The 15,671-nt window shown below is 59.6% G+C and carries 11 protein-coding genes; all 11 read left to right on the forward strand.

Translation table 11 applies throughout. The annotated features are described in order from the left end of the window. Nucleotides 1–7: 7 nt before the first annotated feature. The 11 genes from BLU07_RS15060 to BLU07_RS15110 all read left to right on the forward strand — a co-directional run bounded on the left by BLU07_RS15060 (nt 8) and on the right by BLU07_RS15110 (nt 15,651). A complete protein-coding gene (locus BLU07_RS15060) occupies nt 8–1,705 on the forward strand; it encodes a long-chain-fatty-acid--CoA ligase (RefSeq protein WP_092388558.1) in 1,698 nt (565 codons plus the stop codon). 116 nt (nt 1,706–1,821) lie between these two features. Then, nucleotides 1,822–4,143: a tetratricopeptide repeat protein gene (locus BLU07_RS15065; RefSeq protein WP_092388561.1), complete on the forward strand. Its 2,322-nt coding sequence runs from the start codon at nt 1,822–1,824 to the stop codon at nt 4,141–4,143. 71 nt (nt 4,144–4,214) lie between these two features. After that, on the forward strand, nt 4,215–5,186 hold the full coding sequence (locus BLU07_RS15070; protein WP_092388564.1) for a calcium/sodium antiporter: 972 nt from the start codon (nt 4,215–4,217) through the stop codon (nt 5,184–5,186). Between the two features lie 181 nt (nt 5,187–5,367). Beyond that, nucleotides 5,368–6,765, forward strand: a complete 1,398-nt coding sequence (locus tag BLU07_RS15075) for a cytochrome ubiquinol oxidase subunit I (protein ID WP_092388567.1) — start codon at nt 5,368–5,370, stop codon at nt 6,763–6,765. A gap of 1 nt (nt 6,766) precedes the next feature. Further along, entirely contained in the window at nt 6,767–7,768 is a 1,002-nt protein-coding gene (gene cydB / locus BLU07_RS15080; RefSeq protein WP_092388570.1) for a cytochrome d ubiquinol oxidase subunit II, read from the forward strand. Beyond that, nucleotides 7,752–9,440, forward strand: a complete 1,689-nt coding sequence (gene cydD, locus BLU07_RS15085) for a thiol reductant ABC exporter subunit CydD (protein WP_197675024.1) — start codon at nt 7,752–7,754, stop codon at nt 9,438–9,440. Before cydB ends, cydD begins: the two co-directional genes overlap by 17 nt. Beyond that, nucleotides 9,433–11,091 carry a thiol reductant ABC exporter subunit CydC gene (gene cydC / locus BLU07_RS15090; protein ID WP_157719215.1) on the forward strand — a complete coding sequence of 553 codons (1,659 nt, stop codon included), beginning with the start codon at nt 9,433–9,435 and terminating at the stop codon, nt 11,089–11,091. Before cydD ends, cydC begins: the two co-directional genes overlap by 8 nt. 81 nt (nt 11,092–11,172) lie before the next feature. Beyond that, nucleotides 11,173–11,904: a VC0807 family protein gene (locus BLU07_RS15095; protein ID WP_092388576.1), complete on the forward strand. Its 732-nt coding sequence runs from the start codon at nt 11,173–11,175 to the stop codon at nt 11,902–11,904. A gap of 735 nt (nt 11,905–12,639) precedes the next feature. Then, on the forward strand, nt 12,640–13,659 hold the full coding sequence (gene istA / locus BLU07_RS15100) for an IS21 family transposase (RefSeq protein ID WP_092385633.1): 1,020 nt from the start codon (nt 12,640–12,642) through the stop codon (nt 13,657–13,659). Continuing rightward, on the forward strand, nt 13,656–14,453 hold the full coding sequence (gene istB / locus BLU07_RS15105; RefSeq protein WP_092385635.1) for an IS21-like element helper ATPase IstB: 798 nt from the start codon (nt 13,656–13,658) through the stop codon (nt 14,451–14,453). Before istA ends, istB begins: the two co-directional genes overlap by 4 nt. Before the next feature lie 82 nt (nt 14,454–14,535). Continuing rightward, complete coding sequence (locus tag BLU07_RS15110) at nt 14,536–15,651, forward strand: IS91 family transposase (protein ID WP_407920115.1); 1,116 nt, start codon at nt 14,536–14,538, stop codon at nt 15,649–15,651. The last annotated feature ends 20 nt before the right edge of the window (nt 15,652–15,671 follow it).

Below are 15,671 nucleotides of genomic sequence, written 5' to 3' on the forward strand. Positions count from 1 at the left end.
ATGCTCTATGTCCGCTATGCGCTGGTTGTCTGCCTACCCCGACAACATTCACTGGGACGCTCCGCTGCCACTGAAGCCGGTTTCCGAACTGCTCAGTCAGGCCGTCACCAGCTTTGCCGAGCGGCCGGCAATCAATTTTCTCGGTCACCCGATCACCTATCGGGAGTTTGATCAGCTGGTCAATCGCGCAGCTCGCGGGCTACAGGATCTCGGCGTCAAGCCGGGGGTGCACGTCGGGCTCTACCTGCCCAATTGCCCGCATTATTTCATCGGCTTCTTTGCCGTGCTGCGCGCCGGCGGCACCGTGGTCAACTATTCACCACTGGATGCCGAGCGCACCCTGGCGCACAAGATCGAAGACAGCCAGACCGACATCATGCTGACCCTGGAGCTGGCCGCCTTTTACCCGAAAATGGCCAGCCTGCTGGAAACCAGCCGCTTGCAGACACTGGTGCTGGGTACATTGACCGAGTTCTGCAGCGGGCCCGTCAGTGAGGCCGATGCCGGGCAGCTTGGCCCCACAGCCGAGGTCGCCTGGGGACCGCAGTGCCGCGCCTTTGTCGAATTGCTGTCTAACGACGGTACGCTCACCGACTACCCGATTGACGACCCGGCCAACCAACTGGCGGTGCTGCAATACACCGGCGGCACCACGGGTGCACCCAAGGGCGCCATGCTCACCCACGGCAATATCAGCAGCTCATGCGCACAACTGGAAGCCATTCTGGATGGCACCCTGCAGCCGGGAGAAGAACGTGTGCTGGCGGTACTGCCGCCATTCCACATCTACGCCCTGATGATCAATATGGTGTTCAGCCTGCATCTGGGGGCCGAAGTCTATCTGCAACCACGTTTCGATGCCGAGACGGTGCTACGCCTGATCAATGACCGGCGCATTACCAGCTTCCCCGGCGTGCCCACCATGTTTATTGGCCTGGCGGCGCACCCGCTGACCGCCGAACTGGACCTGACTTCGCTGAAAATGTGCAACTCCGGTGGGGCACCGCTGCCTCTGGATGTGCAGCAGCGCTATCAGGAGCTGGCTGGCTGTGCGCTGCGCGAGGGATGGGGCATGACGGAAACCTCTACGACCGGCACTTTTACGCCGATGACCGCCGAACCGCACCCGGGGTCCTGTGGCCTGCCGGTGCCCGGATGCCGGATAAGGATACTGGCGCTGGATGACAGCGAACGGGAAATGCCCGCTGGTGAGCGCGGTGAACTCTGCATCAGCGGCCCGAACATTACCCGCGGCTACTGGCAGCGAGACGATGCCACCGCCGAGGCGATGACCAGCGACGGGTTCCTGCGCACCGGCGATGTCGCCTATATGGATGATGACGGCTGGGTGTATATCGTCGACCGCACCAAGGACATGATTCTGTGCAGTGGTTACAACGTTTACCCAAGGATGATTGAAGAAGCCATCTACGAACATCCAGCGGTGGAAGAGGTCTCGGTGATCGGTATTGATGACCCCTACCGGGGTCAGGCACCCAAGGCCTTTATCAAGCTCAAGAGCGGCGCCGAAACACCCGATTTTGCCAGCCTGCAGGCCTTTCTTGAGCCACGTCTGGGCAAGCACGAGCGTCTGGCGGCGATGGAGATCCGTGCCGAGCTGCCGAAAACCCCGGTCGGCAAACTGTCCAAGAAGGAGCTGGTCGACGCCGAACGCCAGGCCAGTCAGCAGGGTGCCAACGCCTGACCGCCTGAACCCTGCGCAGGGTCGCCAACCTGCGCAGCTTTTATCCGGCAGGGCTGGACGCGGTCGCTGACAAGGCTCAGCATGGTCCGATAACAACAGCAAACTGGCACTGACCCATGGCTCAACGGCTGCGTTACTACTGGCTGCTTCCGGCGCTGGCGCTGCTCTGCCTGGCGCTGGCTCTCTATTGGTATGCCGGCCACCAGGCACAGCCGCCACTGACGGTGCCGCCGCTGGCAGCCAGCCCGCCGCCCGCCGAGGCCACCTTTGTCGGCAGCCCGGCTTGCGCCGCTTGCCACCAGACCGCCTTCGACCACTGGCAGGCATCCCAGCACGCCAGGGCGATGGCACCCGCCAGCCCGGCCACGGTGCTGGGCGACTTTGCAGCCAACCCGTTCGAGTACCAGGGCATCACTACGCAGTTTTCCCGCAGCGGCGATGACTTTATTGTGCGTACCGATGGCCCGGACGGGCAGCTTCAGGACTATCCGGTGCAGTACACCTTCGGCGTTGATCCCCTGCAGCAATACCTGCTGGATCTGGGCGATGGCCGCCTGCAGGCCCTGTCCGTGGCCTGGGATACGCGGCCGGAAGAGCAGGGCGGTCAGCGCTGGTTTCATATCTACCCTGATGAAGCCGTGACCCACCAGCATCTGTTGCACTGGGCCCGGCCCAGCCAGAACTGGAATTTCATGTGCGCCGACTGCCATGTCACTGATTACCGCAAGGGCTATGACCCGGCCGGCAACCGCTTTCAACCCGGTTGGTCAGAACTCGGCGTCGGTTGCGAAGCCTGCCACGGTCCCGGCAGTGAGCACCTGCGCTGGGCCGCCGGAGCCGATGACCTCGAGGCCTATGGCCTGACCCTGCAACTGGACCAGCGCCAGGGGCTGGACTGGTATTTCCAGCTGGAAGCCGTGACCGCCAGCCCGCGTCAGCCGACTGCCGAGCACAAGGAACAAACGCTCTGTGCCCAGTGCCATTCATTGCGCAGCCAGGTCAGCGAGGGTTTTCAGGCCGGCGAGAGCTTCTTCGATCACTACCGGCCAGAACTGCTGACCGATCCGCTGTACTACCCGGACGGCCAACAACGCGAAGAAGTCTTTATCAGTGCTTCCTTCGCCCAAAGCAAGATGCACGCCGCCGGCGTCACCTGCAGTGACTGCCACGACCCGCACAGCCAGCAGCTGCGCGCCGACGGCGATACACTCTGTGCCAGTTGTCACAATGCCGACCATTTCGACCAGCCCAGCCACCACTTCCATCCCACCGGCAGTAGCGGCGCCCAATGCGTCAACTGCCACATGCCGCAAACCACCTATATGGTGACCGACCCGCGCCGCGATCATCAATTCGGCATTCCCGACCCGCATCGCTCGTTGCGTCTGGATACCCCCAACGCCTGTGTCAGCTGCCATCAGGACCAGACCCATGCCTGGGCCGCCGAGGCAGTAGCCGACTGGTATCCCGCGGGCCGCTGGCAAGACGGGCATTTTGCCGATGTCTTTGCCGCTGCCGATGCCGGACAGCGCCACGGTGCGATGAGCGTGCAGCAGGCACTGGGCAAGCTGCTGACGAGCGAGGATCAACCGCCGATTATTCGGGGCAGCGCCGCGACCCGTCTGCACCCGAACAATCAGAACCTGGATAGGTTGCGAGCAGGTCTGGCGCATCATGACCCGCTTATTCGCCAGGGCAGCCTTGAGGCATTCGAAAACGTCACCCCTGATCAGCGTCAGTCGCTATTGCCTTTGCTCACTGACACAGAGCGCAGCCTTCGCAGTGCCGCCGCCCGCCTGCTGAGTGGCAGCCAGATACCGGTCGACTATCAGGCCGACTTTACGCGCGCACTGGCAGATTACGAAGCTGAACTCGCGTTGCATGCCGATCGCGCTGACGCCCTCAACCAGTCGGCCCTGTTGCGACTGGACCAGGGACGCGCCGGGGAAGCGGAAAGCCTGTGGGGCCAAGCCTTGCAGCGCGACCCGTTGCACACCGGAAGCCGACTCAATCTGGCCGACCTGCTGCGCGCCCAGGGCCGCGAAGCTGCAGCACAGCGCCTGCTGCAGGAAGGGCTGACGCTCAACCCGGAAGACGGCTTGTTGTATTACGCCCTTGGCCTGAGTCTGGTGCGCCAACAGCGATACGATGAAGCCCTGGCCCATCTGCAGCAGGCCTATCAACTCCGTCCGGGTGATCCTCGCATGGCCTACGTACTGGCGGTGGCCACCGAGCCTGTCGCACCTGCGCAAGCCCTGAGCTTGCTCGAAGAAGCAGTGACTCAGCATCGGCATGATCCTGACCTACTCTGGGCAGCAGCCAGTTTCCATGACCGGCATGGCCAATCCGCCGCCGCCAAACGCTATCTGCAGCAACTGCTGGAACATTACCCGGAGCACGCCGCGGCCCAGCGTCTGCACCAACAGCTCAACGACTGAGCAGCCCTCTGTTACTGGCAGCCGCTTTGCATGATAATGGCCGCCTTGTTCACCAACCTGAAGAGACTTTCATGCTGCTTGCCGCGCTGGCCCTGATCGTGGGATTGATCGTTCTGGTCTGGAGTGCCGACCGCTTTATCGACGGCGCTTCAGCCACTGCCCTCCATCTGGGTGTCCCGAGCCTGTTGATCGGTATGCTCATCATCGGCTTCGGCACCTCGGCACCTGAGCTCATGGTCTCGGCACTGTCCGCTCTGCAAGGCAACCCCAGCCTGGCACTGGGCAATGCCTATGGCTCCAACATTGCCAACATCGGCCTGGTCATCGGCCTGGTCGCCGTACTCAGCCCGATTACCGTGCATTCGCAAATCGTGCGCAAGGAATTGCCGATCCTGCTCGGTATCACCTTGCTCTCCGGGGCATTGTTGCTGAACGGTCAACTTGATCGACTGGATGCAGGCCTGCTTCTGCTGGTGTTTTTTGCTCTTTTTGCCTGGTCCATTGTGCAAGGCATAAAAGGCCGTGATGATGTGCTGATCGGAGAAATTGATAGCTCGCTACAGGCCCACCCGATGCCAATGGGCAAGGCGATTGCCTGGCTGGTCATTGGTTTATTGCTGCTGGTTGCCAGCTCCCGCTTGCTGGTCTGGGGTGCAGTCGACATTGCTACCGCCCTGGGCGTCAGCGAACTGGTTATTGGCCTCACCATAGTAGCCATCGGCACGTCACTGCCAGAGCTTGCCGCAGCCATCGCCGCGGTTCGCAAGAACGAGCATGACCTGGTACTGGGAAACATCATCGGTTCCGGGCTGTTCAACACCCTGGCAGTGGTCGGCCTGGCTGCTGCGATCAGCCCATTGTCGGTTGAGCCGGCCCTGTTGCAACGTGACTGGGTATTGATGTTGGTCCTGACTGTCGCCCTGCTGGTGTTTGCCTTGAGCCGCCGCGGCCGGGGCGGGCGAATCAATCGCGTAGAAGGTGGCTGCCTGCTGCTGGTCTATCTTGGCTATCTCGGCTGGCTGGGCATGCACCTGGCCGGTTGAACTGTCACCGTCCCCCTCTCACCACGGAAATACCCGTAGCAGGGCCGTGCGTCAACTGACCGCATACCCCTCGTAGTATTTTGATCTACACTGCTCCAGGGATTCAAGATCAATTCTGCTCTTGAGCCTTCCTTCGCTGCTGCGATTAATTACCGATGTTACAACCATAGGAGTTGTCAACATGGAGCTAGATCCGCTTTTTCTGTCCCGCCTGCAATTTGCCTTTGTGGTCTGCTTTCATGCCATTTTCCCGGTCTTCACCATTGGCCTGGCGTCGTTCATTGCCTTTCTGGAAGGCATGTATCTGCGAACGGCAAACCCACTCTGGGTCAAGTTATCCAGGTTCTGGACCCAGGTATTTGCCGTGGTCTTCGGCATGGGCGTGGTGTCCGGTATCGTCATGGCATTCCAGTTCGGTACCAACTGGAGCAATTTCTCCTACGCCGGCTCCAATTTCCTCGGTCCAGTGCTCAGTTACGAGGTAGTCACAGCCTTCTTTCTCGAGGCTGCGTTCCTTGGGGTGCTGCTGTTCGGCCGTGACAAGGTACCCGCTGGCGTGCACTTGTTCGCCGCCTGCATGGTCGCACTGGGCACCTTTATCTCGTCGTTCTGGATTCTGTCGGCCAATAGCTGGATGCAAACCCCGGCGGGCACTGAGCTGCGTGACGGTATGGTCCATGTCGTTTCATGGTCACAGGCGTTGATCAATCCCTCGTTTATCTATCGTTTCAGCCATATGGGGTTGGCCTCGTTCCTTACCGGTTCTTTTGTCGTAGCGGGGGTCAGTGCCTGGTATCTGTTGCGCAAACGTGAGGTAGAAGCCAACCGCAAGGCACTCTCAGTCAGCCTCTGGATGATACTTTTGCTGGCACCGGTACAGGCTGTAGTGGGCGATTTTCATGGCCTGAATACACTGGAACATCAACCGATCAAAGTGGCTGCAATGGAAGGCAACTGGGAGCGTTCCGCCGGTGTACCCCTGCTGTTGTTTGCATGGCCGGATCAAGCGGCACAGACCAACCACCTGGAAATCGGCATTCCCAAACTGGCCAGCTTTATTCTGACCCATGACTGGGAAGGTGAAGTGCCCGGCGTAACCGACGTCGTCGCCGAAGAGCAACCGCCCGTCTGGATCGTTTTCTGGGCATTCCGCGTCATGGTCCTGATTGGTCTGTTGATGATTGCGGCCGGCCTGGCCGGTTTGTTTCTGCGCCGTGGCGGACGTTACTGGCAAACGCCCTGGTTCCTGCATGCCTTGCGACTGATGAGCATAAGCCCTTTTATTGCCGTGTTGGCTGGCTGGGTAGTCACTGAAGTCGGGCGGGCTCCCTGGCTGATTCAGAATGTCATGACGCATGCCGAGGGTCTGACCCCCTCGCTGACCGGCGGTATGGCCCTGTTCAGCCTGATCGGTTACATCACCGTGTATGCCGTCGTGTTCAGTGCCGGTGTGTATTACCTGATGCGCGTGCTTCAGGATGGTATGGAAGAGCGCGATACCCAGGCCGATGACATATTCGAGCGCCCTTCACGTCCCATGTCGGCGACTCAAGTGCAATTCGAACAAGGAGGGCAGTGAGATGGATACTTTTGACCTTTCATTGATTTGGGCGGTGATCATTGCCTTTGGCGTCATGATGTATGTGCTGATGGATGGTTTCGATCTCGGCGTAGGCATCCTGTTTCCCTTCGCACCCGATGAGCAGGCACGGGATGTCATGATGAACTCGGTAGCACCGGTCTGGGACGGTAACGAAACCTGGCTGATACTCGGTGGTGCCGGGCTATTGGCTGCCTTCCCGCTGGTCTATTCAGTGCTGTTGCCGGCTCTGTATATCGGCGTTTTCCTGCTGCTGGCCGGGCTGATCTTCCGCGGCGTAGCCTTCGAGTTTCGCTTCAAGGCAAGAAGCTCCCGCTATTTGTGGAACTGGGCTTTCGCCGGTGGTTCAATCGTTGCCGCTTTTGCCCAGGGCGCCGTGGTGGGTGCCTATATCCAGGGCTTTGCCACCGAAGGCAAGGTATTTGTCGGCGGCCCTTTCGACTGGCTGACACCCTTCACCGTGTTAACGGGTTTGGGCTTGCTGGCCGGTTACGCACTGCTTGGCTGCACCTGGATGATCATGAAATCCGAAGGCTATATTCAGGCCTGGGCACGCCGCCTGGCACCGCGTCTGCTGGCGGCAGTGCTGTTGGTTTTCGTGATCATCAGTGTATGGACACCGACAGTCGACCCGACCGCTTACGAGCGCTGGTTTTCGGCGATTCAGGTTATCTGGATTCTGCCTGTATTGGTGGGGCTGTGCGCCTGGCAAATTTTCCGCAGCCTGCGCAAGCAGAGCGATGCCATGCCCTTTGTTGCCACCATGGGACTGTTCGTCTTTACCTATCTCGGCCTGCTGGTCACCAAGTGGCCCTACGTAGTCCCACCCAACCACACGCTGTGGGACGCGGCTTCGGCGCCGGAATCCCAATTGTTCCTGCTGCTCGGGGTACTCTTCGTGATTCCCATCGTACTGACCTATACCGCCTGGACCTACTGGGTCTTCCGCGGCAAGATCAAGGCCGGTGACGGCTATCACTAGCGACGCACGCAAGCTGGTCAGCCGGCGCTGGCTGGCGCACTACCAACAGTCAGTGCGTAGCTGGCTGCTGGGCGCGGTGATGGCTGGCGTGCTGCAAACGCTGGCCATCATCGGGCAGATGGGACTCTTCGCCTGGCTGGCCCAGGCCATCCTGATCTCTGGCCAAGAGCTGTCGCACACCTGGCCGGCATTGGCTCTCCTGCTGGCCTGCATTCTGTTGCGCGCGCTTGCCCTGCTGGCTCAGGAGCTCTGTGCTCAACAGGCAAGCGCCCGGGTGCGCCAGCAAATGCGCAGCGACCTGACTCAGCGCTGGGCCGCTCTCGGGCCGGTCAGGCTGGCGGGAGAATCCAGCGCCCGGCTGGCCAACCAGTGGCTGGAACAAGTGGATGCCGTGGATGGTTACTACGCTCGCTACCTGCCACAACAATGGCTGGCCCTGCTGGCTCCGCTACTGATTCTTGCCCTGGTGCTCTGGCTGGATTGGCTGGCGGCGATTTTCTTGTTGCTGAGTGCACCATTGATTCCCTTGTTCATGGCGCTGGTCGGCATGCAAGCGGAACAAATCAGCCAACGGCACGTGCTGCAAGCCGGCCGCCTGGCGGGTCATTTTCTCGACCGCATACGCAACCTCACCAGTTTGCAACTCTTTGGTCAGCAACGGGTCGCGACGGCAAGTGTGCAGGCCCATACCCAGGCCTATCGGCAGTTGAGTATGGCAACCCTGAAAGTAGCCTTTCTGTCTTCGGCAGTACTGGAGTTCTTCGCCTCGGTCGCTATTGCCGTGGTCGCCATGTATATCGGTTTCGGCCTGCTGGGGTATATCGAATACGGTCCCGCGGAGCAACTGACCCTGTTCAGCGGGCTCTTTGTGCTCTTGCTGGCGCCCGAATTCTTTCAACCTCTGCGCAGCCTGGCGCAGCATTACCATGACCGCGCAGCGGCCCTCGGTGCAGCTGACCAACTGGCTGAATGGCAAACGCAGCAACCAAGCGAACACCCGATCGAATTGCAAGCGCCAGACTCAGCCAGCCCTGATGCCGTCTGCGTCACCGACCTGACCCTGGCCCACCCCGATAGACCACCCGTTTTGCGCCAGGCCAATCTGCACCTGCCGCGCGGACAGGCCCTCTTGATCAGCGGTCCCAGTGGCATCGGCAAGACCACCCTGTTGCAGTGCCTGGCCGGCTTCATTGCGCCGCAACAGGGCCAGATCAGCGTGTTTGCGCACGCCCCCGGCACACACCCCATTGCCTGGCTGGGCCAACGCCCCTGGCTGATCAAAGGCAGTTGGGCTGACAACCTGCGCTTGCTGACCCCGGCGGCGACCGAGGAGCAAATGCGGGCAGCCCTGGAAAAAGTCGGGCTTGCCGAGTCGCTGCAGGCACAAACAGCCGGGCTGAACAGCCAACTGGGCGAGGATGGGCGCGGCCTCTCGGGTGGCCAGGCCCAGCGCCTGGCACTGGCTCGAGTCTGGCTCAGCAGCGCCAGCCTGGTCCTGCTGGATGAGCCCACGGCCGGGCTGGATGCCGATAGCGAACAAGGCGTGGTGTATGCCTTGCGCGCGCTTCGCGACAGCGGTCGTACACTGATTATCGTCAGCCACCACCCGGCCATGAGCGAACTTGCCGACCAGCATCTGTACCTGAGCAATGGAGTGCTGGCCCATGCGTGAACTGCTGCCCTGGCTGACAGCCATGCGACCCTACCGCGGCCGCCTGCAACTGGGCATCGGCTTGCTGGCTTTGACCCTGTTGGCCGGCATCGGCCTGCTGGCACTCTCGGGCTGGTTCATTACCGCAACCGGCGTAACCGCAATGCTCTGGGCTGCGGGCACCCGGGTTGCTTTCGATGTCTATGTGCCCGGTGGTGGCATCCGCTTCTTTGCCGTTACCCGCACACTGGCGCGCTATACCGAGCGGGTATTCAATCACAATACGGTGCTGACCTTGCTGGCCGCGCTACGGGTCCGGCATTTCTCCGCACTTACCCGGCTGGATGGCAACAACCTGGCCAGAATCCGCGCCAGCCAATGGCTCAACCGCCTCACGGCAGATATCGATACGCTGGATAATCTGTATCTGCGTTTGCTGGCCCCACCCCTGGTCGCACTGCTCTGCGTTCTGGTCGTCAGTGGCTTGCTCGCTGCGGTTAACGTCCACCTTGGTTTGATCGCCCTGGCTCTGTTGCTGCTGGTGTTGCTGCTGGTGACCTGGGGCAGCGCCCACTTGACGCACAATCTTGCGGCCGGACGAGTATGGCAGCTGGATCAGTTGCGGGCCCGGTGTGTGGAACAGCTACAGGGCATCGCTGAGTTGGCTGCTGCGGGTCATCTCGCTGCCCGGCAGCAGCAACTACTCGAGCAAAGCCAGCAACTCATAAGCGAACAACTGCGCTGGCAACAACGCGTAGCCGTTTTGCAGGCCATCAACCTGACAGCCCTGTTGCTGATCAGTCTGCTGGGGCTGACGCTGGCATTGCAGGGCTATACTCAGAGCATTATCAGCGGCCCCGCAGGCATCATGATCGCCATGGCGCTACTGGCGCTGCACGAAAGTTTTGCCGGTTTGCCCGCCGGCAGCGCGCAATGGGGAGCAACCCTCGCCGCAGCCGAGCGCCTCAACCAGCAAACCAGCCTGCAAAGCTGTCTGCACCAGCCTGAGCATCCTGCAGCCCTGCCCGTTAAAGGCGACCTGTTCTGGCACTCGGTCAGTGTGCGGCATGCCGGGCTGCAATCCATTGACCTTCACCTGCCGATGGCAACCAGCCTGGCGGTGATTGGCCCGTCCGGGTGCGGTAAATCATCCCTGGCGGCACTGGCAGCTCGCCTGATCGATCCTGACAATGGTCAGGTGCTGTTCGGCTCGACCCCGCTGACTAGCCTGGACCTGGATCAATGGCGCAGCCAGATCGGTTACCTGACCCAGAGCACTGACCTGCTGCATGACAGCATTGCAAGCAATCTGCGCCTGGGCTCACCTGATGCTAGTGACGATGAGCTCTGGCAAGCTCTGGACCGGGTCGAGTTGGGAGATATGGTGCGAGAGTTGCCCGATGGCCTGCATAGCTGGGTTGGCGAAACCGGCCGCCAGCTGTCCGGTGGCGAAGGCAGGCGTCTGGCGCTGGCACGGGTGCTACTCAAGGATCCACCCATCGTCATTCTGGATGAACCTTTTACCGGCGTAGACCATATCCGGCGTGAACGCATCAAGGCCTGGCTGCACAGCTGGCTGCAAGGACGGACTGTGCTTCTGCTGGCCCATGACGCCGATGCACTGCCAGCTGCGGACCGGGTGCTGCAATGGCCTCAGGTCTGGTCTCGGTAGTGGCCCGCGACGATGCAGACTGCCCCCGCCAGCCCGAGCCGTGTATCATGCAGGTCACATTGAATCACCCAGCAGAGACCCATGACTGATAAGGCCCAGACCCGTCCCGAGCACAAACAACGCCCGCTGATCGACCTGCTGGTGAGTATTGTCGCGCCCTCGATCATCCTGATGAAATTCAGTGGCGAAGAGCACCTCGGGCCACCGCTGGCGCTGGTCATTGCCCTGGCCTTTCCGCTCGGCTGGGGGCTGTTCGAGCTGATTCGCTATCGCAAGTTCAACTGGATTGCCCTGCTCGGCCTGGTCAGCGTCATGCTCACCGGCGGCATCGGTCTGCTCAAGCTCGATCCTCAGTGGCTGGCAATCAAGGAAGCCGCCGTGCCCGGTATCATCGGTATTGCCGTGCTGGTCTCGACCCGAACCCGTTTCCCGTTGATTCGCACCCTCCTGTACAACGACAAAGTGCTCAACGTGGACCTGGTACACGAACGCCTGAGCGAACGCAGTCTCGTTGACGTTTTTGAGCAGCGCCTGCTCAAAGCCACCTACTTCCTTGCCGGTACTTTCTTTTTCTCATCGGTGATGAACTATGTTCTGGCCAAGTGGATCGTCAACAGCCCTGCAGGTTCGCAGGCCTTCAATGAAGAGCTCGGCCGCATGACGCTGGTCAGCTATCCGATGATCGCACTGCCGTCGATGGTCATGATGGTCCTGATCCTGGTCTATCTGTGGCGAACCATTCATGGGCTGACCGGCTTGACCATGGAAGACATCGTCGCCCAGCCGCCAGGCAAAAACAGCCAGGAATCCTGACGCGCCAGCGCAAGAGCCCTGCAGCGACCAAAGCTACATCATGGGCACCAGCGAGGTGCCCATGTGCGTTTTGCCACAACATGCAGGCCATGCTATATCTGAACGACTGGCCAAGCTCGCTTGACCGCACTTAATCCGCACAAGGCAGGGACTGCCGCGACAAACTCCCTTGCCTGCCGTTCTACAGAACCCCGCACAAACACCGTGTGACGGGAATGGCGGTAGCGTGCCTGCCGTCGGGGAATTGATCACCATGATCGATATCCTGGAGCATGCCCGGAAATGAAGGATTAACGTCATGATTTCAACGCGTTAAACGCACGATGGAAAACCGGGATATGAGGCTCTGCGACCATTTTGCCGGTCACATGAAACCCGACAATCGGGTTATAAGACTGACGTCACGGGGCTGCAAGCGAGTTGGAACAACATTTAAGAAAAACAAAACGATCACCGACATATTGGTCGGTGAGGCTGATATATAAATGTTGAACAAAGCCGCTTCGCGGCAGAGTAGAGGCGTTACGTCATTACTAGCACAAGGACACAAGGATATGTCCGATCGCGCAGTGCAGAAGGTGTTTGCTGCCTACCATGACCGGTTGAAGGCAACCAAACAGCCGCTAAAGAACCTGAATGTCACCGCCGGAGTAATACTGACCCACCAACGTCGACTTAAAATTGACCCACCTGAAGCAAAATGGCCGCCTAATCAAATGACCAGAGCGGCGGCCGATGTTGACTCAGGAGAGACTCGTGGAAATTCATGTATTACATGGCCAAGGCAACAGCATTCGCGCCATCGCAAAGCAGCTCGGAGTGTCGCGCAATACGGTGCGGAGGTATCTGCGGGATCTGACGGTTGTACCTAGCTATCCGGACCGGGCTGCTCGCCCAGCAAAGCTAGAGCCCTACAAAACCTATCTGTTAGCACGGATCGAGGCGGCCAAACCGCACTGGATACCGGCAACGGTTCTGTTCAGCGAGATTCAGGATCGTGGCTATGCTGGCGGAATCACTCAGCTCAAGAACTATCTCGCCGAGTTCAAGACGGCCGTGCCTGATCCGGTAGTTCGTTTCGAGACGCCTCCAGGCAAGCAAATGCAGGTCGATTTCACGACCATCTCTCGCCACCGGCGCACGATCAAAGCTTTCGTCGCCACGCTGGGATATAGCCGCGCTACCTACGTCCGGTTTTCCGAGCATGAGCGTCAGGATGACTGGCTGCGCGGGATCGAGGAGGCATGCCATTACTTCGGCGGGGTACCCCAGGAGATCCTGTTCGACAACGCCAAGACCATCATGATCGAGCGTGATGCTTACGGCGAAGGCCAGCATCGTTGGAATGCGCAACTGCTGGCGACTGCGCGTGATTATGGCTTTATCGCCCGCGCTTGCCGACCCTACAGAGCTCGCACCAAGGGCAAGGTCGAGCGCTTCAATGGTTACTTGAAAAACAGCTTCATCACGCCCCTGGCAGCCACTCTGAATCAGGCTGGGCTTCGGCTGGATGTGGCCACGGCCAATGCCCATATAGGTCCCTGGCTCGAGCGTGTGGCGCACCAGCGTATCCATGGCACCACCGGCATCAAGCCTCAGATATTGCTGGATCAGGAGCGCTTCCAGCTCAGGCCATTGCCACGGCGGGCAAAACGGGGCTTAGAGCACATACCCGCCGCCGCACGGCCTGTGCCCAGGGAGAGCTTCCAGCATCCGCTGAGCACCTATGATCGGCTGCTGGAGGCACGTCCATGAACCTGCAACATCAGCGTATCCAACACGCCTGCGCGAACCTAAAGCTCGACACGTTAGCCAGCGAATGGTCAGCCATGGCCGACCGTTGCGCCTCGCAAGAAGACACCTTGGCCGACTTCCTTGAGCAGCTATTGCGCTTGGAACTGGACGCACGGTCCCTGCGCTCCCGTGAGACCTTACTCAAGTTTGCCGGCTTCCCTGGGCGCAAGCTCTTCGAGGACTATGACTTTAAATTCGCCAGCGGAGCGCCGCGCAAACAGCTGAACGAACTGACAAGCTTGGCCTTCGTAGAGCGAGCAGAGAATGTCGTACTCCTCGGCCCCAGTGGCGTTGGCAAGAGTCATCTCGCCATCAGCCTAGGTCACAAAGCCGTCGCTCAAGGCATCAAGACACGCTTCATCGCCGCAGCCGATCTGATGCTGCAACTGGCAACAGCCCGCAAACAGGAACGCCTAGAGCAATACTTGAAGCGCAGCGTGCTAGCTCCGCGGCTGCTGATCATCGACGAGATCGGCTATCTGCCGTTTGGCCGCGAAGAAGCCAATCTGTTCTTCAATGTCATCGCCAAGCGGTACGAGCAAGGCAGTGTCATCGTAACCAGTAACCTGCCGTTCTCGCAGTGGTCCCATGCCTTCGCCGATGACACAACCTTGACGGCAGCGCTGTTAGACCGGTTGTTACACCATGCGCATATCGTGCAGATCCGTGGCGAAAGCTACCGCTTGAAGGACAAGAACGCTGCGGGTATCGCGCCGGTCTCGGGCAGCAGCCAAGGTCTATTAACCAACAATTAATCGCCAAGGGTGGGTCAGTTTTAAACCGACGATATCGCCGATAAGTGGGTCAGTTTTGAACCGTCGTTGACACCTGAAGGCCATTGATGCGCTGGTCAACTGCCGCACGGCTTCCATGGGCACCAGTTACTACGCCTGCGCCGATCAGCACCCCGGCATTGAGGTTCACCATTCCTGCCGTAATCGTGCTTGCTATTTGTGTGCACAACAAAAACGCATGGAATGGGTAGAGAAGCAAAAGCAGCGACTGTTAGATGTTCCCCACTTTCATGTGATTTTTACGTTACCGCATGAGTATCTTTCGCTTTGGCGGTATAACGAATCACTCTTCGCTCAGATTATTTTCAGGGCCAGCCAGACAACGCTGCTTACGCTGCTAGCTGATGACCGGCATGGTGGACTCAAGCCTGGTGTTTTGATGGCGCTTCATACGTGGGGTCGCCAGCTCAATTTGCATCCGCACACCCATTGCCTGGTGACTGCAGGCGGACTTGACCGTCAGGGTAACTGGAGGGCGTTGAACACCTTTTTGTTGCCCGGCAGAGTGATACGGGAGGTATACCGGGGCAAGCTTCAAGGATTGGTGAAAGAAGCTTTTGAGTCGGGTGACCTCTGTCTGCCTCCCGACATGACGCGGGACACCTTCTGGGCGGTGTATCGGAGTCTGTACAAGAAGTCCTGGAGTGTCCGCATTGAAGAGCGGTATGAGCATGGCAAAGGCGTGCTCTTGTATCTGGCCCGGTACTGCAAAGGCGGCCCAGTCAATCCGCGTCAACTCAAGCGCATTGACGCGGGTGGGATTGAGATGAGTTATCTCGATCACAGAGACAAGAGGGTCAAGTCCCAGCGGTTAAGGCCAGAGGAGTTTATTCGTCGAGTCTTGCTGCACGTTCCACCTCAAGGGCTCCATACCCTAAGGTATTACGGGTTTTATGCGCCGGCCGCGAAGCAAGATTATCGCCGTTGCCGGAACGCCTGCGGCACATTGGCGATGGTTCGACCTGCTGAAGATTGCTCGTCGACGGTGTATTACTGCAGTACCTGCGGAGGCGTGTCCCGTCTGACCAGCCGATGCTGGCCATCGCGCGGAAAAGGAAATTCCATTAATAGAGCATCGGTCCTGCGTCACCGTGCAGGCGGCTCTGTCCAACGAGCCGATGAACAGTACCTCGAAAAAAGTTCGTACGATTCATCCTAAGTTCCGAGTGACTTTGTTTT

Source organism: Halopseudomonas salegens (assembly GCF_900105655.1).
In the GTDB taxonomy this organism is placed as follows: Bacteria; Pseudomonadota; Gammaproteobacteria; order Pseudomonadales; family Pseudomonadaceae; genus Halopseudomonas; species Halopseudomonas salegens.